Origin of the sequence: Pseudomonas sp. NPDC007930, assembly GCF_042958985.1 — a bacterium.
Lineage (GTDB): Bacteria > Pseudomonadota > Gammaproteobacteria > Pseudomonadales > Pseudomonadaceae > Aquipseudomonas.
The window spans coordinates 83463-104239 of record NZ_JBIBKC010000009.1 but is presented as its reverse complement, the minus strand read 5'-3'; the positions used below and the strand labels follow the sequence as shown (position 1 = coordinate 104239).

The window sequence follows — 20777 nt, the reverse complement described above, 5'->3', positions numbered from 1 at the left end:
ACCCCTCCCGCCAATGACTCACGAATTTTTACATCTTCTGCGTTGCTGGATTTTCGGAAAAAACCTAGAGTCCCGATCACTGATCGAGAGCCACCCGGGCCTCTAGAAAAACCGGCATCTATTCCCTTTGGAATACGCAGCAGGGCACGCAAATGATTTTTTCTGAACACGACATTCAAGTTATCGACAATGCAATTGCGGTTGGCGAGCAAACCCAAATTCTCAAAAATCTAAAGTCTTCCCTGTGGAGATACGGGTGGCCACGGGACACATCGTTTTTCACCAAACCGTGCTGGCATTCATTTATTGCGGGTAGCGGCCGCGCGAGCCGCGCGTGTTGTGAATTAGAGCTTAGCAATGATCCGGCATGGGGGTTCCTCGCACCGTGGTGGCGGCACATCAAGCACGCCCACATACCACGGGCGACCCTGTTGGGTGTGTACGCTAACGGTCAAACTTTCGGCCAGGACTCCCCGATTCACCGGGATAACTGGCCGGGTGAACAGGGTTCTACGGTGCTTATCTTTTGTAATGAACATTGGGCGAGTGCGTGGGGCGGGGAGTTGGTATTTTATGATCAGGCCCGCCAACATATTATCAGGTCCATCCTGCCCAAGCCTGGCAGGGCGGTGATTTTCAATGGCCACATACCTCACAGTGCACGATCACCGGCGTCGGTGTGTGACGAATTGAGGATGACTATTGCTTTTAAAACGATCATTGCTGATTAGCCGACTGGAGCACCTTACCATGGCGACAGACGAACTTGATTATACCAAACATAAAAAATGGCAGCCAGTCGCTAAAAAATCTGGACTTTACTTCAAAATGGCAGCCTTCATGGCAGCGCTCGGAATGATAACTTATCTGCTCATGGAGTGGGGCCCCAAGGACCCTGTAACCAGGTTCAGCGGTCCAGAATTCCTTGAGGAGGGAGTGATCTCATCCAAGAAATTGTCATTAAAAGGCGCACCATCAATATATTATTACATCGTAAAACTCCCTAGTGACATCCCCGGATACAAGTCAATACGAGATGTCTACTTCCACCAAAACTCATGCCAGTCTGAGACGCTAGAAGTGGGTAGCCGGCTGTGGATAATGCGCCAAAAAATCGATGATAGAAAAGAGGTTAGGACTGCTAGAACAATGGGTGGGTGCGCCCTGCAGAACGACACTGTACTCAGTGAAGTATGGAGAAAAAATCGCCAGGACGCATTCTCAATAATAATTATATCATTAGCACTATCCAGCTATTTTTTAATAGCCGGAATGTTCAACCAAATTCACAGCAAACGCAAACATTAGCGTTTTCTCACACCTCGGGGTTGTCGCCCCAAATACAGCCGCATCTAAAATGTGCACCAAGGAGAAAAAAATGACAGGGAAAGTCGAAATTTTCGCCGCTCATATCGGCAAAGCCGGAGCAGCAACAGCACTTATCGATCAGTTTAATTCCAGCAGTGAAGGATTTACGCTAATCAACCAGTGCGCTCAGACCACCGCGGCGGTTGCGAGTGTTCTATCGATCACTGCAATCACGCCCGGACTGATGCCGTTTGTAAGCACGTCTGCACACATCCTGGCCGGCACCACTACCCTACTAAAAATTGTTGCTGACTCACAGACAACGAAAGGCTTTAAGTGGGGAGACGTAGCGAGCCTCTTCGGAAATGTAGTCGGTGTGGTAGCAAGTGTTACGCTTCTCGCGGGGACTACTGTGGGAGCTGTACCGCTTGCGGGCTTTGCGATCTTGGCCGGAGGCGCAGCCTTGATTAACTCTAACGTCGCTGAAAACCTCTACAACAATGTCCTTAAGCCGTTATGGGATAATAATTTCAAAGATCAACCCAACGCCACCTACGACAATCACTGGATCTCCCCAGACCTGAAAATCGTACCCCTCTCGCAAATCCAGAGCCACTATGAAAACAATATCGCCATGGTGGTTTGGGACCCGGCGACCGATGATATTTCCGTGGGCGCCGTGCCTTGGGACAAACGCGACAACCCAAACGGCCAGTCCTTGAGCGATCAGGAGGCTGTCGAGGTACCGCTGCCGTTCGAGCCTGCCGATTGCCCACCACCACCGCCCCCGCCGCCTCCACCGCCAGCACCCGAGCCAGAGGGTGGAGGGGGCGACGGCGCGGGTGGTAGCGTAGCCCCTGTCGGAGGGGGCGGTTTTGGCGATGGTGGTGTTGGCAGTGCAGGCGCGGGTGCCGGTGGGAGCGGTGGAAGCGGTGGGGGTGCTGGCGTCGGCGCGGGGGGCGGCGGAAGCAGCGGTGGTGGTGCCTCGCAAGGAATCAGCCTCGAATCAATAAACGACGTCCCGCAGCCCAACCCGCCCGAGCACAGAGAACCTTTCGATCCTGAACCTGACGATAATGATGATCGCAAGGATGACTACAACTGCTCTCAGGACAATTACAACTAGAGCGGGGCCGTCATCGGCTCCAGCCGTGCATCCTCAGCGCGAATCGATGCTGCGGCGTACAAAGAACGGGCGCGCCAGGGCGCCCGTTTTCGGTGGCGTAGATCGTCACTACCGCGAGCGGCGCCGGGCCCACACTGGCCAACATCGCAAAGCTCGAGCCAGGGCATGATCAACGACTCACTAAATCTTACATCTTCGCCATTGTCGTTTTTTCAGAAAAAACCTAGAGTCGATGCCTAACGCTCAGTCAATCTACTGAGCAATAGCCAAGCACCCTCATCATTATTCGCCTACCCGTGCACACTAAAAACAGCCCTGAACACCCTGCAGTATCGAATGCCCCGGCTCAAGAATTAACGGCCATTCACTGTTTCATGCTGGCAGCTGTCTTAATGCCACTGGCGGCGCTGGGTTATTGGCCGTTCGGATCAAGCGGCGCGAGCTCCAGCCCGATATTTGAGGGCGTAGCGGTTATTGAAGAGGGCGTAATTGAATTCAATGGCCAGTCCCCGAGAAAAGGGTCGGACTTCCTTCAATACACGGTTAAAGTCCCTAGCCCAAACTACCCGAAGTACATCACCCGTAGAACAATCTATGCGCGCCAGGCTATCTGCAACCAGGAACACTTGACGAAGGGTGTAAGGGTTCGGCTCACAACCTATAAACTTGATAATCTAAAATGGGTCCGGCGTGCTGTGACGGAGAAAGGCTGCGTGATACAGGATGAACAACTACTGCGCGACATGCGACGTGCCGACCGCAACTATAACAGGGCCTTCGGCATATCATGCTGGCTCATTTCCGCGTCTTTTTTAGTGGTGGGCACTATAAAGTGCATCCGGCGGCGGGGGCGCTAGCCGTTGTTGCTGGGTGGTGGTACTTCGCGCATGGCCTGAGCGGCCCTTCGCCCGGCACAGCCGGCCTCCCACGGGTTCTGTGTTGCCTCGTAAATCAGGTGCTTACACAAATTTGGTGGGAGGCCGTGGTCCGGCGCTCCGGCTGTGCCGGGCGAAGGGCCGGTCAGGCCATGCGTTCAGAAGGCGCTTACAGCGCCGGCCGCAGTTGCGTCAGCAGCCAGGCGTGCAGGGCCGGGTCGCCAGCGGCGACCACTGCGCCACCCTTCTGCGCGGTGCCGCCGTCCCAGGCGGTCATGCGCCCGCCGGCGCCTTCGATGATCGGGATCAATGCCTGCACGTCGTAGGGCTTGAGGTTGTCTTCGATGACCACATCGACCAGCCCCATCGCCAGCATGCAGTAGGCATAGCAGTCGCCGCCGTAGCGGGTCATCCGCGCTTGCCCGGCAAGGCGTTCGAACACCGCCTTGCGGCTGGGGATGTCGAACAGTTGCGGCGAGGTGCTCATCAGCACGGCGTCTTCGAAGCGCGCGCAGGCGCGGGTGCGCAGGCGCTGCTCGCCCAGCCAGGCGCCCTCGGGGGTACCGACGAAGCGTTCGCCGGTGAACGGCTGGCTCATCATCCCCAGCACCGGCGCCTGGCCGTCGTTCAGGGCGATCAGCGTGCCCCACAGCGGCAGGCCGGTGATGAACGCGCGGGTGCCGTCGATCGGGTCGAGCACCCAGGTCAGGGGCGAGGTGCCCGGCTCCTGGCCGTACTCTTCGCCAAAAATGCCGTGCTCGGGGTACTGGGCGTGGATCAGCTCGCGCATCGCCTGCTCGGCGCCCTGGTCGGCCAGGGTGACCGGGTCGAAGCCGTGCTCGAGCTTGTTTTCCACCGCGTGGCGGGTGCGAAAGTGCGGCAGCGCCGCGTCGGCGGCGGCCTGCGCCAGGGTTTCGGCGAAGGCGCGCAGTTCAGCGAGGGGCAGCGGGGTGGCAGGCATGGCGAGGTCTCCAACGGTGGTGCGCGCATGCTGCCTGAAACCCCGCTGGGGGGGAACCCTGGGCGGTCAGTTCTTCAGTGCCTTGCCCAGGGTTTCGATGTTGCTGCGGTAAAAGCCCAGGTAGGTGCTGGCCAGGCCTTCAGCGGCCAGGGCGTCGGAATACAACGTCCCGCCCACCCGCGCGCCGGACTCCGCGGCAATCTGCTTGAGCAGCCGCGAATCCGAGATGTTCTCCATGAACACCGCTTTGATGTGCTGCTCGCGGATCTGCCGCACCAGCCCGGCGACGTCGGCCGCGGTGGCTTCACGCTCGGTGGAGATACCCTGCGGGGCGATGAACTGGATGCCATAGGCCTGGCCCAGGTAGCCGAAGGCGTCGTGGGAGGTGACGATGCGCTTGTTGCCGGCCGGCAGGCTGTTGAAGGTGCTGGCGGCGACCTTCAGCAGCGCGTCGATCTTCGCCACGTAGGCGTCGTGGTTACGCTGGTAGTCGGCGGCGTGGGCCGGGTCGACGGCGTCCAGGCCCTTGAGGATGTTATCGGCATACACCCGGGCGTTGGCCAGGCTGTTCCAGGCGTGCGGGTCGGGGATGGTCTGGCCGTCTTCTTCCATGGTCCGCGCCTGTACGCCGTCGCTGGCCTTGATCACCTTGGCGTGGGTTTCGGTGCTGGTCACCAGGCGGTCGAGCCAGGGCTCGAAGTCCAGGCCGTTCTCGACGATCAGCGCCGCCTGCTGCACGTTGCGCCCGTCGCTGGGGGTGGTCTCGTAGGTGTGGGCGTCGGAGTCGGGGCCAACGATATTGGTCAGGGCGATGTGCTCACCGCCGATCTGCCGGGCCATGTCGGCCAGGATGCTGAAACTGGTGAGCACTTTGACGGGCTCGGCCTGGGCGGCCAGGGGCATGGCGAGGGCAAGCAACAACAGGGCACGGCGCATGGGGCGGTTCCTAAGCAAGGGTTACAGGGGAATGGGCTGGCGCGAGCGCTGCAACACGCCATGCACCGGCCCGACGATCACGGACAGCAAATAGAACGCCCCGGCGACCACCACGATGGCCGGCCCGCTGGGCAGCGAGGCGTAGTAAGACAGCAACAGGCCCAGCCACACCGCCAGCGCGCCGAGCACCGAGGCCAGCGCCAGGCGCCACGGCAGGCGGCGGCTCCAGAAGCGCGAGGCGGCGGCGGGCAGGGTCATCAGGCCGACCATCATCAGCGCGCCGATGGCCTGGAAGCCCACCACCAGGTTGAGCACCACCAGGCCGAGAAACAGCCCATAGGCCCACGGCCCAAGGCGGCTGACGCTGCGCAGGAACAGCGGGTCGAGGCAGTCGAGCAGCAGCGGCCGGTAAAGGATGGCCAGCAGCAGCAGGCTCAGCACCGCCACCCAGAGCATCGCCTGCAAGGTGGCGGCATCCACCGCCAGCGCCGAACCGAACAACAGCCCGAGCAGGTCGAGGCGCTTGCCGGCCAGGCCCAGCAGCATCACCCCGCTGGCCAGGGAAATCGGGTACAGCGCGGCCAGCGAGGCGTCCTCGCGCAGGCCGGTATTGCGGGTGATCCACGCCGCCAGCCCGGCCACGCCCAGGCCCGCGCCGAGGCCGCCGAGGGTCAGCGCCGGCAGCGACAACCCCGCCAGCCAGAACGCCACCGCCGCCCCCGGGAGGATGCCGTGGGCGATCGCGTCGCCGATCAGGCTCATGCGCCGCAGCATCAGGAACACCCCCAGCGGGCCCACGCTCAGGGCCAGCGCCATGCCGCCGAACAGCGCGCGGCGCATGAAGGCGAATTCAACGAACGGTTGCCACAACGCCGCTAGCATCAGGCCACCTCGCGCAGTTCAGCGCACTGGCGCGACAACGCCAGTTGGCGGCGCGCCAAGCGCTGCACCGCGGCCAGGTCATGGCAGACCATCAGCAGCGTGCGGCCCTCGCCCTGCCAGCGCTGCAACTGGCCCCACAACAACTGCTGGCCGGCCTCGTCGAGGTTCGCTTCAGGCTCATCGAGCAGCAGCAGTGGCGCGTCGGTCAGGCTCATCCGCGCCAGCAGCGCGCGCTGCAACTGCCCGCCCGACATCGCCTGCAGCGGCAGCTTGGCCAGGCCTTCGAGCTGCCAAGCCGCGAGCGCCGCGTTCAGCCGCTCGGCCTTGGCGAAACGCCCCAGGCGTTGGCCCCAAAAGCCCGCCGCCACCAACTCGCCGAGGCTGATCGGGAACTGCCGGTCGATCGCCTGCTGCTGCACCAGGTAGCCCACCCGCCCCGGCGCCACGCACACGCGCCCGGCCAGCGGCTTCTGCAGGCCGGCAAACACCTTGAGCAGGCTGGTTTTACCCACGCCGTTGGCGCCGGTCACGGCGGTGAAGCTGCCAGTGGGCAGGTGCAGGTCGAGGGGTGGGGTCAGCGGTTGCCGGGCTGGGCCCCATTGCAGGGCGTGGCAATGGATCATGGAAGGGCTATCGGGCAGTGGTTTTACACATTGTTACACTATAACGTGTCATTTGCCACATGAAGATCCGTTCATCCTGGCCCGCCCCTAACCCTTGAACATCCGCTGCGCGACAAAATCCACGAACACCCGGATCTTCGGCGAGAGGTGCCGGCTCGAGGGCCACAGCGCCCAGAACTGCCCGTGGTCGGGGGTGTAGGCGCCGAGCAGGCTTTCCAGCGCGCCGCTGCGCAGCGCCTCGCGCACAAGGAAATCCGGCATGTAGCCGATGCCGTGGCCGTCGAGGGTGGCCATCAGCATCGCCTCCATGTTGTTCACGGTGAGCACGCTGCGCAGCCGCAGCGAGGTGATGCGCGGGTCGGCGGTCATCGTCCAGTCCATGATCTTGCCGGTGGTCACAAAGCGGTAACGCAGGCAGTCGTGGGCTTCGAGGTCTTTGAGCTGCTGCGGGCGGCCCTTGCGCTCGAGGTAGCCGGGGGTGGCGCAGAGCAGGAAGCGAAACGGCCCCAGCTTGCGCGCCATCAGGGTGGAATCGGCCAGGCCACCGCTGCGGATCACCACGTCGAAGCCTTCGTCGATCAGGTTGACCAGGTGATCGTTGAAGTCCATTTCCACCTCGATCTCCGGGTAGGCCTGGCGGAACTCGCGCATCAGCGGCAGCAAAAAGCGGTAGCCAATGGTCGGCAGGCTCACCCGCAGCCGCCCGCGGGGCGCCTGCACGGCGTGGGAGAGCATGGCCTGGGCGTCTTCGAGGTCATCGAAGATGCGCCGGCAGCGCTCATAGAACAGCGCGCCCTCGGCGGTCAGGCTGACCTTGCGCGTGCTGCGCTGAAACAGCCGCACCTTCAACGACGCCTCCAGCCGGGCCACGTTCTTGCCCACCGCCGAGGCGGAAATCCCCATGGCCCGCGCCGCGCTGACGAAGCTCAAGGTTTCGGCGGTTTTCACGAACGCCAGCAGGCCGTTCAGGCTTTCCATTTGATTACGTCCTTTTTGTCCGTTATGAGTGGAACCAGAGCCCATTTATCCTGCATTGCGGCCCCTATAGATTTCGCTGACACAGTGCTCTAGCAGAGGCCTTCGCGCAATGGACCAGCCCACCGCCCACACCCCGCCCCGTTCACGCTACGCGGTACTGGCGGCTATTTGCCTGGCGGCGCTGGTGCTGCCGCTGAGCTTTACCGGCGGCGCGGTCGCCACCCCGGCGATCGGCCAGAGCTTCAACGCCGGCCCCACCGCCCTGGCCTGGGTCACCAACGCCTTCATGCTGAGCTTCGGCAGCCTGCTGATGGCGGCCGGCACCCTGGCCGACCGCTACGGGCGCAAGTGCCTGTTCAGCTGGGGCCTGGGGCTGTTCGTGTTTGCCAGTTTGCTGCTGGCGACCGTGCCGAGCATGCTCTGGCTCGATGGCCTGCGCGCGGTGCAGGGGGTGGCCGCCGCGGCCGCTCTGGCCAGCGGTTCGGCGGCCCTGGCGCAGGAGTTCGAAGGCGCGGCGCGAACCCGCGCGTTCAGCCTGCTGGGCACCACCTTCGGGCTCGGCCTGGCGTTCGGGCCGATGGCCTGCGGCCTGCTGGTGGAACAGTTCGGCTGGCGCTCGGTGTTCGCCTGTACCGCCCTGCTGGCGGCCGTGGCGCTGCTGGTGGCGCTGTGGCAAATGCGTGAAAGCCGCAACCCCGCGCCCGGGCGTTTCGACCTGGCCGGCGTGCTGGCGTTCTCCGCCACCCTGGTGCTGTTCACCACCGCGCTGATCATGGGCCCGCAACTGGGCTGGGGCAGCACACTGATCCTCTGGCTGTTTGGCGCGGCGCTGATGGGCCTGGCGTGCTTCATCGCGGTGGAACTGCGAGCGCCGCAGCCGATGCTGGCGCTGAACCTGCTGCGCTACCCGCGGTTTGTCGGGGTGCAGGTGCTGCCGCTGGGCACCTGTTACTGCTACGTGGTGCTGATCGTGCTGCTGCCGTTACGCTTGATCGGCCTGGAACAGGTCTCGCCGCTGCGCAGTGGGGTGATCCTGCTGGCGCTGTCGGCACCGATGCTGGTGGTGCCGCTGCTGGCGGCCTGGCTGACCCGCTGGGCCAGCGCCGGCACGCTGTGCGCGCTGGGCTTTCTGCTCGCGGCGGCGGGCCTGTATGCCCTGGCCCAAGTGCCGGCCGGTGCCACGCCGCTGTTGGTAGCCGCCCTGCTGGTGATCGGCGCCGGCACCGGGTTGCCGTGGGGCTTGATGGACGGCTTGGCGGTCAGCGTGGTGCCGCGCGAGCAGGCCGGCATGGCCGCCGGTGTGTTCAACACCACCCGGGTCGCTGGCGAAGGGGTGGCGCTGGCGATCACCTTTGCATTGCTCACCGCGCTGGTGGCCACGTACCTGCCCGGCGCCCTCAGCCAGGGCCACCCCAGGTTGGCGCAGCAACTGGTGATGGGCGACCTGAGCCAGGCCCAAGGGCTGGACCCCGCGCTGCTGCGGGCGGCTTACCTGCAAGGGTTCAATGCACTGCTGCTGGTGCTGATGGCCTTCACCCTGGCCAGCGCCGCGGCCGCCTACTTCTTTTTGAAGCACCCGGCACCGCCCGAGCACGAACAACAGCGGCTACCCGCCCATACGTCTTGAAGCACCGAAGATCACAGTGCGCGCACACCCTCAACTGAATGTTCAGGCAGTTTAGCGTAAATGTCCAAAATTCCGGGAAAGTACCTGCCTTATACTTCCCCCTGCACCAACCTCGGCCGTACTGATTCATCGACAGTTCAATAACAGCTAAACAATGATGCTGTTCAAGCGCCGCCTGATTTAAAAACAACGCCGCACTTCCACTGCGCGGCGGCGCTATGAACTCAGAGTTAAGCCGGTTTTTTTAAGTTCAACCCAGCCCGAAAACTTTTATTCACAGCGACCCGGCCTTGCCGTGGCCAACCGACTGAAGAGGTACTTCATGGAAGCGCTCGCCCCGCCATTCCCGGCTACGCCCTGCCCGTTCGCCGCGCCCGGCGCCGAACCACAGCCCACCGTTGTAGTGGTCGGCGACCGGATCAAACAGCAGTGCCCACAGGCGGCCTTTGTCAACCTTGCCGGCGCCCAGGCGCTGGCCGCCGCAGGCCCTGCCACGCTGCACATCGGCCAGGGCATCGATGATGCCGGGCTGGCCGGGCTGTACCAGCTGGCCAGCGAGCAGATCACCCTGGTACCCGCCCAGCCCCGCCAGCGCGCCGGCCGGCAGGCCACCCACCAGCACCATGCGCGGAACATCGTGATTTCCAAGCTGGTGGATAACGGCAACGGCAGTTATGCCAGTTGGCTGATGATCGACGAACGCCACGGGCAACTCAGCGACCACCTGACCGGCATGCACGTGCCCGGCATGCTGATTATCGAAGCCGCGCGGCAGTTGGCGATCGCCGCCGCCGAGCAGTGCTGGCTGGCGCCGGCCGCGCGGGGCAAGGTGAACTTCCTCAGCCATAACATCCAGGTCAACTTCGAGCAACTTCTGCTGCCCCTGGCCACGGAAATAATCTGCGTGCCCCTGGCCCTCAAACGCTCCGGCCCGGTGAACTTTCGCTACAGCACCAGCCTGCACTTTCGCCAACACGGCTCTACCTTGGCACGCGTTGAAATCGACACCTCGGTGGTCGACTCACGTTTCTTTCATTTGAAAGAAGACCAACTCCTGCACCGCTCTATCACCTTGTTGCACTGACTGAAAGGAACTTGCCATGCACGCCCAGCTTGTCGACATCATCTACACCGCGATCGGCTTCGAAAACCAGAGCCTGGCCGAGCCCATCAGCCTCGCCGCCGGTGAAGCCACCCCCTTGTATGGCCGCGACAGCGCGCTGGACTCCATGAGCCTGGTGTCGATCGTGGTCGAGGTCGAAGCCCTGCTCGAGCAGCAGCTCGGCCTGCGCCTGACGCTGGTCAGCGACAGCGCGATGTCCAGCGTGCGCAGCCCGTTCGCCAACGTCGGCAGCTTCGCCCGCTACATCGCCAAACGCAGCGCGGAGGTGGCCCATGGCTGAGCCGATCACGCTGATCACCGGCGCGCGCAAGGGCATCGGCCGTTACCTGAGCGAGCACTACCTGGGCCTGGGCCACCGAGTGATCGGCTGCAGCCGCCAGCCCAGCGACCTCGACCACCCGCGCTACGAGCACTTCACCCTCGATGTGGCCGACGAAGCCGCAGTGCTGGGGATGTTCGGCCAACTGCGCCAGCGCCACCAACGGCTGGACAACCTGATCAACAACGCCGGCATCGCCAGCATGAACCACAGCCTGCTCACGCCCTACGGCACCGCCGAGCAGATCACCCGCACCAATGTGCTGGGCACCTTTTTGCTCAGCCGTGAGGCGGCCAAGCTGATGAAACGCAGTGACCAGGGCCGCATCGTCAACTTCTCGACCGTGGCGCGGCCGCTCAAGCTCGAAGGCGAAGCCCTCTACGCGGCGTCGAAATCGGCGGTAGAAACCCTCACCGCGGTGATGGCCAAGGAGCTGGCCGGCTACGGCATCACCGTCAACGCGGTGGGGCCCACGCCAATCGCCACCGACCTCACCCGCACCCTGCCCACGGCCAAGCTCGACGCCCTGGTGGCGCAGCAGTCGATCAAGCGCCTGGGCCAGTTCGAAGACGTCAGCAACGTGCTGGACTTCTTCCTCGCGGCCAACAGCCAGTTCATCACCGGGCAGGTGCTGTACCTGGGCGGCGTGTAACAGCGCCCTGTAACACCCCTTTACCCCTACTTACTTTTCAAGCTGGAGCACGCGGCATGGACACACTCGCCCTGAAAAAAGAGCTGGCAGCGCTGTTGGAACTGCCTGAAGCGCAACTCGACAACGACCTGGCGCTGTTGGCGCTGGAGAACTGGGATTCCCTCACCAAAGTGTCGCTGCTGGGGGTGCTGAGCGACCAGTTCGGCTTCACCGTCAAACCCGAGGTGCTTGACGAGGCGCACACCCTCGGCGAACTGCTGGCCGCCCTGGCCGCTGAACGCCCGGCGTTGGCGTGAGGGCCTAGCGATGATCACTACCCTCCCAGGGCTTGGCATCCGCGCGATCACCGCGGCGCTGCCACCCGGGCAACTGACCGCTGAAGACTTCGCCCGGCTGTTCGGCGAACGCGAAGCCGCGCGTATCCGTAAAAGCACGGGCATCAATAGCGTGCGCATCGCCGAGCAGCTGAGCACCGTCGACCTGGCCTACGGCGCGGCTGCGCACCTGCTGGGCACCCTCGACCTTGACCCGCACAGCCTCGACGCGCTGGTGCTGGTCACCCAGACCCCCGCCGCGCTGATGCCGGCCAGCAGCGCGCTGCTGGCGGCACGGCTGGGGCTGCGCCACAGCACCGCGGTGTTCGACCTCAACATGGGCTGCTCGGGCTACGTGTACGGGCTGTTCCAGGCCAGCCTGCTGATCGCCGCCGGCTACCGCCGGGTGCTGCTGTGCACGGGCGATGTGATCAGCAAGCTGCTGAACCCAAACGACCACCAGGTGCGCATGCTGTTTGGCGATGCCGCCAGCGCCACCCTGGTCGAAGCCGGCCCGCATCGTTTCAGTTTCACCTTCAACACCGACGGCCAGGGCGCGGCGCACCTGCACACGCCGCTGCGCTACGGCCCGGCCAGCGGCGCCAGCGCCGAAGTGGGCCAACTGTTCATGGACGGCGCGCAGGTGATGAATTTCGCCCTCGACCAGGTGCCGCCGGCCTTGAAGGGGTTTCTCGCCGGCCTCGGGCTGGGCGCCGCGCAGGTGCCGTACTTTCTGCTGCACCAGGCCAACGCCTTCATGCTGCATTACCTGGGCCGCACCCTGGGCCTGGCGCCCAGCCGCATCCCGATGCACCTCGACGGCATCGGCAACAGCGGCCCGTCGAGCATCCCGGTGATGCTCTCGGCGATCCCCGACAACCCGCGCTTGTGCCAGAACGACCTGATCGCCTGCGGCTTCGGCGTCGGGCTGTCGGTGGCGCTGGCACACCTTTCGTTAGAAGGCACGCAACTGCTGCCCCCGGTCATCCTCAACCCCACCGCATAAGGACATTCACCATGGCAACTGAAGCAATCTGGTTCGATTTCGGCGGCGTGCTGTCTCCGTCGATCGCCGAGCTGTACCGCGTATACGAAGGCAAGACCGGCATCAACCGCGCACAGATGGAAGCGGCCATGCACGAAGTGGCGCGGCCACTGGGCGTGCAGTTCCAGGCGCCGATCGAGTTGGCGCTGATGACCCAGGCCAAGTGGGGCCGGGCCATGGCCCAGGCACTGCGCACGCTGTACCCCGGCATCGACCTGAGCCGCTGCGACTTCGATAACCACGGCGAACAGTGGTTTGCCGGCCATGAGGTCAACCCGCACATGTTCGAGTTGTTCCACGAGGTAAAGGCCGCGGGCCTGAAGGCGGCCATCCTCACCAACAACACCGTGGAATGGGAAAGCGCCTGGCGGCGCATGGTCGGCCTGGATCACGTGACCGACTGCATCATCGATTCGTGCAAGGTCAAGGTGCGCAAGCCTGAGCCGGAGATCTTCGCCCTGGCGGCCGAGGCGCTGGGGGTGAGCGCCGAAGGCTGCGTGCTGATCGACGACGTCGAAGAAAACTGCGAGGCCGCGCGCAAGGCCGGCTGGCAGGCGATTCATTTCGTCGACAGCCTGGTGGTGTGCGAGCAGGTGCGCGCGCTGTTGTACCCCGCCCGCAACGCCGGGGTGGCCTGAGATGACCCGCCACTTCCCAAGCGTGCTGAGCATCCCCAACCTCGACGCCGCGCCGTATTACCAAGTGCTCGACAGCGACGGCCCGCATCAGCAGATCCGCCTGCCCAGCGGCCATGTGGCCACCCACCTGACCGGCTACCACGACTGCCGCAGCTTCCTGGCAGACCCAAGCATCAGCCGCACGCTGTGCAATGTGGAGGGCGGGCCAACGTTCTTGCCGGGCAGCACCCAGCCCGAGCTGCTGCTGAACCTCGACAACCCGGCCCACGCCCGGGCCCGCGCCACGGTCACCCGCGCCTTCAGCAAGCGCGGCATCGAGAACCTGCGCCAGCACGTGCAGCACACCACCGAGCGCAACCTGCAACGCATGCGCCGCGGCGAGCTGCCGCCCGACCTGTTCGCCTCGGTGCTGCAAGACCTCACCGCCTCCACCGTGTGCCACATCCTCGGCATCCCGCTGGAAGACCGCGCGCTGTTTCGCCCCTGGAGCCAGATCATCCAGGCGGCGCCCCCGGATGACCTGCCCGGCATCGAGGTGGCGGTCAAGGCCAGCTTCGATTACCTGATGGACTTCGTCCGCGGCGTGCGCCCGGCCGAGGAAGACGGGTTTATCCGCCAGTACGTGGCGCAACGGCCAAGCCTGGACAACCCACTCAACGATGAAGAGTTCGTCGGCGTGCTGCTGGGCATCCTGCTCGGCGGCGACCACAACGCCCTCAGCGTGATGACCAAGGCGATCTACACCCTGCTCTGCGCGCCGGCGCTGTGGGCCCACGCCCAACAACACCCGGAGCAACAGCCGGCGCTGCTCGAAGAGCTGATCCGGCTGATCCCGATCGGCAAGCTCTCGGCCTTCCCGCGGCTGACTACCCAGCCGGTGCTCACCCGCCGTGGGGAGATCCCCGCCGGCACCTGCGTGTACGCCAACGTGTTTCTCGCCAACCGCGACCCGGAGGTGTTCAGCCACCCGCTGACGATCAACCCGCTGCGCGAGGAAAAAGCCGGCCACTTGCAGTTTGGCCACGGCATTCACAGTTGCATGGGCCCGGCCCTGGCGCGGCTGGAAATGACCATCGTGCTGAAGGCGCTGACCGAGCAGTTGCCCGAGCTGCAACTGGACCGCGCGCCGGAGTCACTGGCATGGATCGACGGCACCGTGCTGCGCCGGCCGAACGAGCTGCCCGTGCGTTTTTAACCGCCCCACAGGCCCAGGAGGCCCGCGATGAACCTCAAACCGCTGCTTGCCCGCCTCGCCGGGTTTGCCGATACGCCGTTCCTCAACTCCGCCAGCGCTACCTTCAGCTACGGGCAACTGCACGCCGAGGTGCTGCGCCAGCTTGAGCACCTGCAGGCCCAGGGGCTGCCCGCCCAGGCCACGGTGCTGCTGCTCGGCGATTACTCCCTCAGCGCTATCGCGCTGTTTCTGGCGCTGTACCAGCGCGGCAACGTGATCGCCCTCGACAGCAGCGGCCATGCCCAAGAGGTGCAACACAAGGCCGCCGCCGCCCAGGCCGGGTACCTGATCGACGGCGCCAGCGGCACCGCCACGCGGCTGGCCGAAGCCGCCGCGCCGACCGCGCTGGTGGCCAGCCTGCAGGCCCGCGGCCATGCCGGGCTGGTGCTGTTCAGCAGTGGCAGCACCGGCCAGCCCAAGGCGATGCTGCGCGACCTCGACGCCCTGGTGGCCGGCTACCTGAACAAGCGCCCGCGCCGGCTGAACATCTTTTTGTTCCTGCTGTTCGACCACATAGGCGGCCTCAACACCCTGCTCAACCTGTTGGCGCTGGGCGGCACCGCCACCGTGGCGGCGGTGAAAACCCCCGACAGCGTAGCCGCGCTGATGGCCCGGCATCGGGTGGGCGTGCTGCCCACCTCGCCGACCTTCCTCAACCTGATGCTGATCAACAACGCCTTCAACCGCTACGACCTCAGCGCCTTGCGGATGATCACCTACGGCACCGAACCGATGCCCCACAGCCTGCTGGCGGCGTTGCGCGGGCAACTGCCGAAGGTGAAGTTCCTGCAAACCTTCGGCACCAGCGAAACCGGCATCGCCAGCACCACGTCGGCGGCCGCCGGCAGTTTGTTCATGCGCTTCGAGGCCGGTGATACCGAATACCGGGTGGTCGACGGCGAGTTGTGGCTGCGCAGCGCCACCCAGGTGCTGGGTTACCTCAACCACAGCATGGAGAGCTTCACCGCCGATGGCTGGTTCAAGACCGGCGACCTGGTGGAGGTAAACGCCGCCGGCGAGGTGAAAATTCTCGGCCGCAGCAAGGAGGTGATCAACGTTGGCGGGGAGAAGGTCTACCCCGCCGAGGTCGAGTCGGTGCTGATGCAGCACCCCGGCGTGCGCGACTGCAAGGCCTATGGCGAGCGCAACGGGCTGACCGGCCAGTTCGTCGCCGCGGAAGTGGTGCTGGGCCTTGCCGCCGGCGAGGATGCCCAGGCGCTGCTCAGGGGTATCCGCCAGTTTTGCCGAGGGCGGCTGGACGCCTACAAGGTGCCGGTGCGGCTGAAGGTGGTCGAGGCGATTGGCTATTCGGCGCGCTATAAAAAGCTGTTGATCGCCTCATAAGCCCCTGGCGGGGCCCGCCTCGCTGAGAAAATCAATGAAGGCGCGGGTTTTCGGTGGCATCAGGCGGGTGTGCGACCACACCACCGAGAACTCGCCGGGCAGGCTCAGCCCGGGCATCACCAGGGCCAGCCCCTGGTTGTCGAGGTATTCCTGGATCACGAAATCCGGCAGGTAGGCCACCCCCATGGCGTTGCGGCAGGCGGCCATCACCGCCTCCACGCTGTTCATCACCATGGCGGTGTCGAGCTCCACCGTCACCTGCCCGCCTTCACCGGCCAGCACCCAGGGCTGGAACTTGCCATTGGACGGCAAGCGGTACTGGATCGCCCGGTAGGCGCACAGCGCTTCCAGGCTCTGCGCCTCGCCGTGGCGGGCGATGTACTCCGGCGCCGCGCACAGCACGAAGCGAAAGCCCCACACCCGCCGCGCCGCCAGGCTGGAATCCGGCAAGGCGCCGCTGCGGATCACCGCATCAAAGCCCTCGTCGATCACATCGACCATGCGGTCGCTGAAGTCCAGGTCCAGTTCGATTTCCGGGTAGCGCCGGCAGAACTCGCGCAGGCTCGCGCAAATCAACCGGTAACCCACCGCCGGCAGGCTGACCCGCAACGCGCCACGCGGGCGGCGCTTGGCGTTGGCCAGCTCGGCTTCGGCGTCTTGCAATTGCTGCAACAGGGTGCGGCAGCGCCCGTAGAAGTCCAGCCCCTCGCTGGTCAGGCTGATCTGCCGGGTGCTGCGGTGAAACAAACGCACGCCCAAGCGCGACTCGAGCCGGCTGATGCTCTTGCCCACTGCGGAGGACGAAATACCCAGCACCCGCCCTGCCACCGTGAAACTGCGCGCCTCCGCCGCGCGCACGAACGGGATCAGCCCGCTCAAGCTGTCTTTCGAAACCATTAACTGTGCGTCCCTCATCTGGCGTTGCAACCCGTAGCACAGTAGATGGCTCAGGTATGGCGGCAGTGTGCCAGAGAGTTTCGGTTTGTGCGCACTTGCGCCCCGTGGGGCCGGCCGCGGCGGGCGAAGGCCCCTCAGGCTGAAGCGTTTCATTAGCCCACCCCCGTGGCGCCTGCTAGGCTTGGGCATTGCCATCCAAGGAGGTTGCCCCGATGCCTGAAGCCCACACCCTGCCGCGCCTGTTTCCGACCCCTGCCGAGATCCCCGAGGCGTACCGCCTGGGCGCGCCCCAGGAGCAGCGCGAGTACCTGGTGAACGGGCGTTTCGAGCACTGGGCCGGCCCCTTGGCCGAGGTGCGCAGCCCCATCTACCTGCACACCGAGCAAGGTGACCAGCAGGTGGTCCTGGGCGCCACCCCACGGCTGGATGCCACCGCCGCGCTGGCCGCCCTCGACGCCGCCGTGCATGCCTACGACAAAGGCCGCGGCGCCTGGCCGACGATGCGGGTGGCCGAGCGGATCGGCTACGTCGAAGGTTTTCTGGCGCGCATGCGCGAACAACGCGAAGCCGTGGTCACCCTGCTGATGTGGGAAATCGGCAAGAACCTCAAAGACTCGCAAAAGGAATTCGACCGCACCTGCGACTACATCGTCGACACCATCAACGCCCTCAAGGACCTCGACCGCCGCTCCAGCCGCTTCGAGCTCGAACAAGGCACGCTGGGGCAGATCCGCCGGGTGCCGATGGGCGTGGCGCTGTGCATGGGGCCCTACAACTACCCGCTGAACGAAACCTTCACCACCTTGATCCCGGCGCTGATCATGGGTAACACCGTGGTGTTCAAGCCGGCCAAGTTCGGCGTGCTGTTGATCCGCCCGTTGCTCGAAGCCTTCCGCGACAGCTTCCCGGCCGGGGTGATCAACGTGATCTACGGCAGCGGCCGGGAAACCGTGACCGCGCTGATGCAGAGCGGGCACATCGACATCTTCGCCTTCATTGGCACCCACAAGGGCGCCAGCGACCTGAAAAAACTCCACCCCAAGCCGCACCGGCTGCGCTCGGCGCTGGGCCTGGACGCGAAAAATCCCGGCATCGTGCTGGCCGACGCCGACCTCGGCAACGCGGTCAACGAGGCCATCACCGGCGCGCTGTCGTTCAACGGCCAGCGCTGCACGGCGCTGAAAATCCTCTTTGTTGAGCGCAGTATCGCCGCGGCCTTCACCGAGCGCTTTTGCGCGGAACTGGCCAAGCTCAAGCCGGGCATGCCCTGGGAAGACGGCGTGCAACTGACGCCACTGCCCGAGGCCGGCAAGGCCGAGTTTCTCTCCGGGCTGGTCAGCGATGCCCTGGCCAAGGGCGCGCGCATCGCCAACCCCGGTGGCGGGGAGACCCGCGAGTCGTTCTTCTACCCCGCGGTGCTGTACCCGGTGAACCGCGAGATGCGCGTGTACCACGAGGAGCAGTTCGGCCCGGTGGTGCCGATCGTGCCGTTCGATGACCTCGACGATGTGATCGACTACGTGCTCAGCTCCAACTACGGCCAGCAGCTGTCGCTGTTCGGCAAAGACCCTGAGCTGATGGGCCGGCTGATCGACACCTTCGCCAACCAGGTCGGCCGGATCAACCTCAACGCCCAGTGCCAGCGTGGCCCAGACCAGTACCCCTTCAACGGCCGCAAGGATTCCGCCGAGGGTACGCTGTCGGTGCACGATGCGCTGCGCACCTTCTCGATCCGCACCCTGGTGGCGACCAAGTTCAATGCCGGCAACCAGCAGTTGGTCAGCGACATCATCCACGACCGCCGCTCGAGCTTCCTGACCACGGACTACATCTTCTGAAGCGCGCCCTGCTCGCCCTGCTGCTGGCGCTGCCGGGCGCGGCCGCCAGCGCCGCGGCCCTCGAACAACTCAAGGTCGGCCCCGGCACCCTGGGCTATTACGCCAACGCCGTGGCCGCGCCGGAGCGCGCGGTGGTGGCGCTGCACGGCCACCCGCGCGACGCCCAGCGAACCTTCGCCGCCACCGAGGCCAGCGTGGCCGCCGGCACGCTGGTGCTGGCGCCGCTGTTCCAGGTGGCCGCCGAGCACGCCGGGGGTTGCCACAGCCCGGGCGAGCCGGCGCCGCAGGCCAGCGACCTGCTCTGGCGCTGCGGCAGCTGGCTGGCCGGCGCGCCGGCCGACAACGCCGCCGCGGTGAGCGCCTTTGCTGCGATCGACGCGCTGCTGGCCGAGCTCAAGCAGCGTTGGCCAAGCGTGAAGGTGGTCACCGTGGCCGGGTTCTCCGCCGGCGCCCAGTGGGTGCAGCACTACGCCGCCTTCGCCCAGCCGCCGGCCGGGTTGCGCCTGCGCTTCGTGGTGGCATCGCCCGGCAGTTGGCTCTACGCCGACCCTTGGCGGCCGGCGGCGCAGGCCGATTGCGTTGGGCAAAACCGCTGGAAGTACGGCCTGGAGCAACTGCCGGCCTGGCTGCCCGGTAGCGCCGCCGAAGCCGCCGCGCGCTACCGCCAGGCGAACATCACCTACCTGGTGGGCGCCGACGACCACGGCGATGCCCCCGCCGCCCACGGGCGGATTCTCGACCGTAGCTGCGCGGCGCAGGCCCAGGGCTCATCGCGGCTGGAGCGGGCGCAAGGGTTTACTTCGCACCTCGGCCAGCCGCTGCACGTGGTGCCCGGCTGCGCCCACGATGTGCGCTGCGTATTCCCTTCCGCCGAAGGCCGCGCCGCCCTCGGCGGTTGATGCCTTGGCGGCCCTTGCGTAAGCTGGGTAGCCTTGCCCGCGATGGACGCCCCATGCCCCACAAAGCCCTACGCGCGGTGCTGCTCGGCCTGGCGGTGATCGTCATCGTGGCCACCAGCGCCTGGTGGCTGCGCCCGGCCCCGCCGCCGCCGGCCCAGGCCCTGGGCAAGCACAGTTATTCCCAGGCGCTGGAGCAGGCCCATGCCGGCGCCCCTGGCGCGGCGCGGGTGCTTTACCAGCAACTGCAACGCACCGACCTGCCCGCCGAGCGCCGTGCCCGGCTGTACGCCGAACTGCCCAACTACCCTAGCCCGCGCGCGCTGGCCTTCGCCAAGGCCGACCTCGCCACCGGCAACCTGCTGGTGCGCCACGCCGCCCTCGACGCCCTCGCCGCGCTGGTGCCGCCGGCCCAGCGCGGCGCCCTGCTCGGCCCGCTGCTCGATGACCCGCTGCAGGGCATCCGCTACCACGCCGCGCAACAGCTGATGGACCTCCCCCCCGACGACCTCGGCGTGTACTTCGGCCCGCTGCAAGCGGTGCTCGACGACTACCTCGGCAGCCTCGAACGCGCCCCCGGCGACGCCCAGGCGCAGGCCCAGCTGGCGCGCCTGTACCGCCACGACGGTGACTACCAAAAGGCCCTTGAGGCCATCGAGCGGGTGCTCAGGCTGACTCCCGGAGACCTCGACTCGGTCGTCAGCCTGGCGGAAATCCTCGACGCCCAGGGGCTACCCGACCAAGCCCGCAAAACCCTCGCCGACGCCCTCAAGCAGCAGCCGGATTCGGCCTTCCTGCAACACGAGCTGGGCCTCTGGTTGCTGCACCATGGCCAGGACGAATACGCCCTGCTGGCGCTCACCCGCGCGGTGGAGCTGGCCCCGGAGCAAAGCCAGTATCGCTACGACCTGGCCACCGCCCTGCACAGCCTCGAGCAACTGCAGCCGGCCCAGCAACAGCTCGACGAACTGCTGCGCCGCGACCCGGCCAACCGCCGCGCGCGCTTGCTGCTGATCGACTACTGGAAGCAAAGCGGGCAATTGCAGAACGTGCAGGTGCTGCTGGCCGAGCTGGAGCAGCAGAACCCGGATGATCCGGCGTTGATGTAGGCGTGGCCCGGAAGCGCCTGCTAGGATTGCGGCGTATTCTTCACAGTCTGGA

The 20777-nt window shown here is 65.3% G+C and carries 21 protein-coding genes; 15 read left to right on the top strand and 6 right to left on the bottom strand.

Features of this window, described 5'->3' with window-relative positions:
- The first annotated feature begins 152 nt into the window (after positions 1-152).
- The 3 genes from ACFZCE_RS18725 to ACFZCE_RS18715 all read left to right on the top strand — a co-directional run bounded on the left by ACFZCE_RS18725 (position 153) and on the right by ACFZCE_RS18715 (position 2434).
- On the top strand, positions 153-731 hold the full coding sequence (locus tag ACFZCE_RS18725; protein ID WP_390941708.1) for a 2OG-Fe(II) oxygenase: 579 nt from the start codon (positions 153-155) through the stop codon (positions 729-731).
- Between the two features lie 19 nt (positions 732-750).
- Positions 751-1308, top strand: coding sequence for a hypothetical protein (locus tag ACFZCE_RS18720; protein ID WP_390941706.1), 558 nt, complete (start codon positions 751-753; stop codon positions 1306-1308).
- A gap of 70 nt (positions 1309-1378) precedes the next feature.
- On the top strand, positions 1379-2434 hold the full coding sequence (locus ACFZCE_RS18715; protein ID WP_390941704.1) for a hypothetical protein: 1056 nt from the start codon (positions 1379-1381) through the stop codon (positions 2432-2434).
- Between the two features lie 1044 nt (positions 2435-3478).
- On the opposite strand, the gene hisN is transcribed toward ACFZCE_RS18715, so the two are convergent.
- The 5 genes from hisN to ACFZCE_RS18690 all read right to left on the bottom strand — a co-directional run bounded on the left by hisN (position 3479) and on the right by ACFZCE_RS18690 (position 7689).
- Positions 3479-4270 (bottom strand): histidinol-phosphatase, encoded by a 792-nt coding sequence (gene hisN, locus ACFZCE_RS18710; RefSeq protein WP_390941702.1) that lies wholly within the window; start codon positions 4268-4270, stop codon positions 3479-3481.
- Between the two features lie 66 nt (positions 4271-4336).
- Positions 4337-5206, bottom strand: coding sequence for a metal ABC transporter solute-binding protein, Zn/Mn family (locus ACFZCE_RS18705; protein ID WP_390941700.1), 870 nt, complete (start codon positions 5204-5206; stop codon positions 4337-4339).
- A 21-nt stretch (positions 5207-5227) separates the two neighbouring features.
- Positions 5228-6088: a metal ABC transporter permease gene (locus ACFZCE_RS18700; RefSeq protein WP_390941698.1), complete on the bottom strand. Its 861-nt coding sequence runs from the start codon at positions 6086-6088 to the stop codon at positions 5228-5230.
- Positions 6088-6711, bottom strand: coding sequence for an ATP-binding cassette domain-containing protein (locus tag ACFZCE_RS18695; protein ID WP_390941696.1), 624 nt, complete (start codon positions 6709-6711; stop codon positions 6088-6090). The genes ACFZCE_RS18700 and ACFZCE_RS18695 overlap by 1 nt, the downstream gene beginning before the upstream one ends.
- Before the next feature lie 87 nt (positions 6712-6798).
- Positions 6799-7689, bottom strand: a complete 891-nt coding sequence (locus ACFZCE_RS18690; RefSeq protein WP_390941694.1) for a LysR substrate-binding domain-containing protein — start codon at positions 7687-7689, stop codon at positions 6799-6801.
- Positions 7690-7798: 109 nt separating this feature from the next.
- On the opposite strand from ACFZCE_RS18690, the gene ACFZCE_RS18685 reads away from it, so the two are divergent.
- From ACFZCE_RS18685 to ACFZCE_RS18645, 9 genes are all read left to right on the top strand, one after another.
- Complete coding sequence (locus ACFZCE_RS18685) at positions 7799-9316, top strand: MFS transporter (protein ID WP_390941692.1); 1518 nt, start codon at positions 7799-7801, stop codon at positions 9314-9316.
- A 322-nt stretch (positions 9317-9638) separates the two neighbouring features.
- The gene (locus ACFZCE_RS18680) at positions 9639-10400 is read left to right on the top strand and encodes an AfsA-related hotdog domain-containing protein (protein WP_390941690.1); all 762 of its coding nucleotides are present in this window, start codon (positions 9639-9641) and stop codon (positions 10398-10400) included.
- Positions 10401-10416: 16 nt separating this feature from the next.
- Positions 10417-10719 carry a hypothetical protein gene (locus ACFZCE_RS18675; protein WP_390941688.1) on the top strand — a complete coding sequence of 101 codons (303 nt, stop codon included), beginning with the start codon at positions 10417-10419 and terminating at the stop codon, positions 10717-10719.
- Positions 10712-11410: an SDR family NAD(P)-dependent oxidoreductase gene (locus ACFZCE_RS18670; protein WP_390941686.1), complete on the top strand. Its 699-nt coding sequence runs from the start codon at positions 10712-10714 to the stop codon at positions 11408-11410. Before ACFZCE_RS18675 ends, ACFZCE_RS18670 begins: the two co-directional genes overlap by 8 nt.
- Before the next feature lie 56 nt (positions 11411-11466).
- A complete protein-coding gene (locus tag ACFZCE_RS18665) occupies positions 11467-11706 on the top strand; it encodes a phosphopantetheine-binding protein (protein WP_390941683.1) in 240 nt (79 codons plus the stop codon).
- 10 nt (positions 11707-11716) lie between these two features.
- Positions 11717-12730, top strand: a complete 1014-nt coding sequence (locus ACFZCE_RS18660; protein ID WP_390941681.1) for a 3-oxoacyl-[acyl-carrier-protein] synthase III C-terminal domain-containing protein — start codon at positions 11717-11719, stop codon at positions 12728-12730.
- 11 nt (positions 12731-12741) lie between these two features.
- A complete protein-coding gene (locus tag ACFZCE_RS18655; protein WP_390941679.1) occupies positions 12742-13407 on the top strand; it encodes an HAD-IA family hydrolase in 666 nt (221 codons plus the stop codon).
- A 1-nt stretch (position 13408) separates the two neighbouring features.
- Positions 13409-14602: a cytochrome P450 gene (locus ACFZCE_RS18650; protein ID WP_390941677.1), complete on the top strand. Its 1194-nt coding sequence runs from the start codon at positions 13409-13411 to the stop codon at positions 14600-14602.
- A 27-nt stretch (positions 14603-14629) separates the two neighbouring features.
- A complete protein-coding gene (locus ACFZCE_RS18645) occupies positions 14630-15985 on the top strand; it encodes an AMP-binding protein (RefSeq protein ID WP_390941675.1) in 1356 nt (451 codons plus the stop codon).
- Here ACFZCE_RS18645 and ACFZCE_RS18640 read toward each other — a convergent pair.
- Positions 15980-16882, bottom strand: a complete 903-nt coding sequence (locus ACFZCE_RS18640) for a LysR substrate-binding domain-containing protein (protein ID WP_390941673.1) — start codon at positions 16880-16882, stop codon at positions 15980-15982. The genes ACFZCE_RS18645 and ACFZCE_RS18640 overlap by 6 nt on opposite strands.
- A gap of 212 nt (positions 16883-17094) precedes the next feature.
- Here ACFZCE_RS18640 and ACFZCE_RS18635 point away from each other — a divergent pair, with 212 nt between their 5' ends.
- From ACFZCE_RS18635 to ACFZCE_RS18625, 3 genes are all read left to right on the top strand, one after another.
- Positions 17095-18720 carry an aldehyde dehydrogenase family protein gene (locus ACFZCE_RS18635; RefSeq protein ID WP_390941671.1) on the top strand — a complete coding sequence of 542 codons (1626 nt, stop codon included), beginning with the start codon at positions 17095-17097 and terminating at the stop codon, positions 18718-18720.
- Between the two features lie 110 nt (positions 18721-18830).
- Positions 18831-19619: an alpha/beta hydrolase gene (locus ACFZCE_RS18630; RefSeq protein ID WP_390941669.1), complete on the top strand. Its 789-nt coding sequence runs from the start codon at positions 18831-18833 to the stop codon at positions 19617-19619.
- A 53-nt stretch (positions 19620-19672) separates the two neighbouring features.
- Entirely contained in the window at positions 19673-20725 is a 1053-nt protein-coding gene (locus ACFZCE_RS18625) for a tetratricopeptide repeat protein (RefSeq protein ID WP_390941667.1), read from the top strand.
- Positions 20726-20777: the final 52 nt, after the last annotated feature.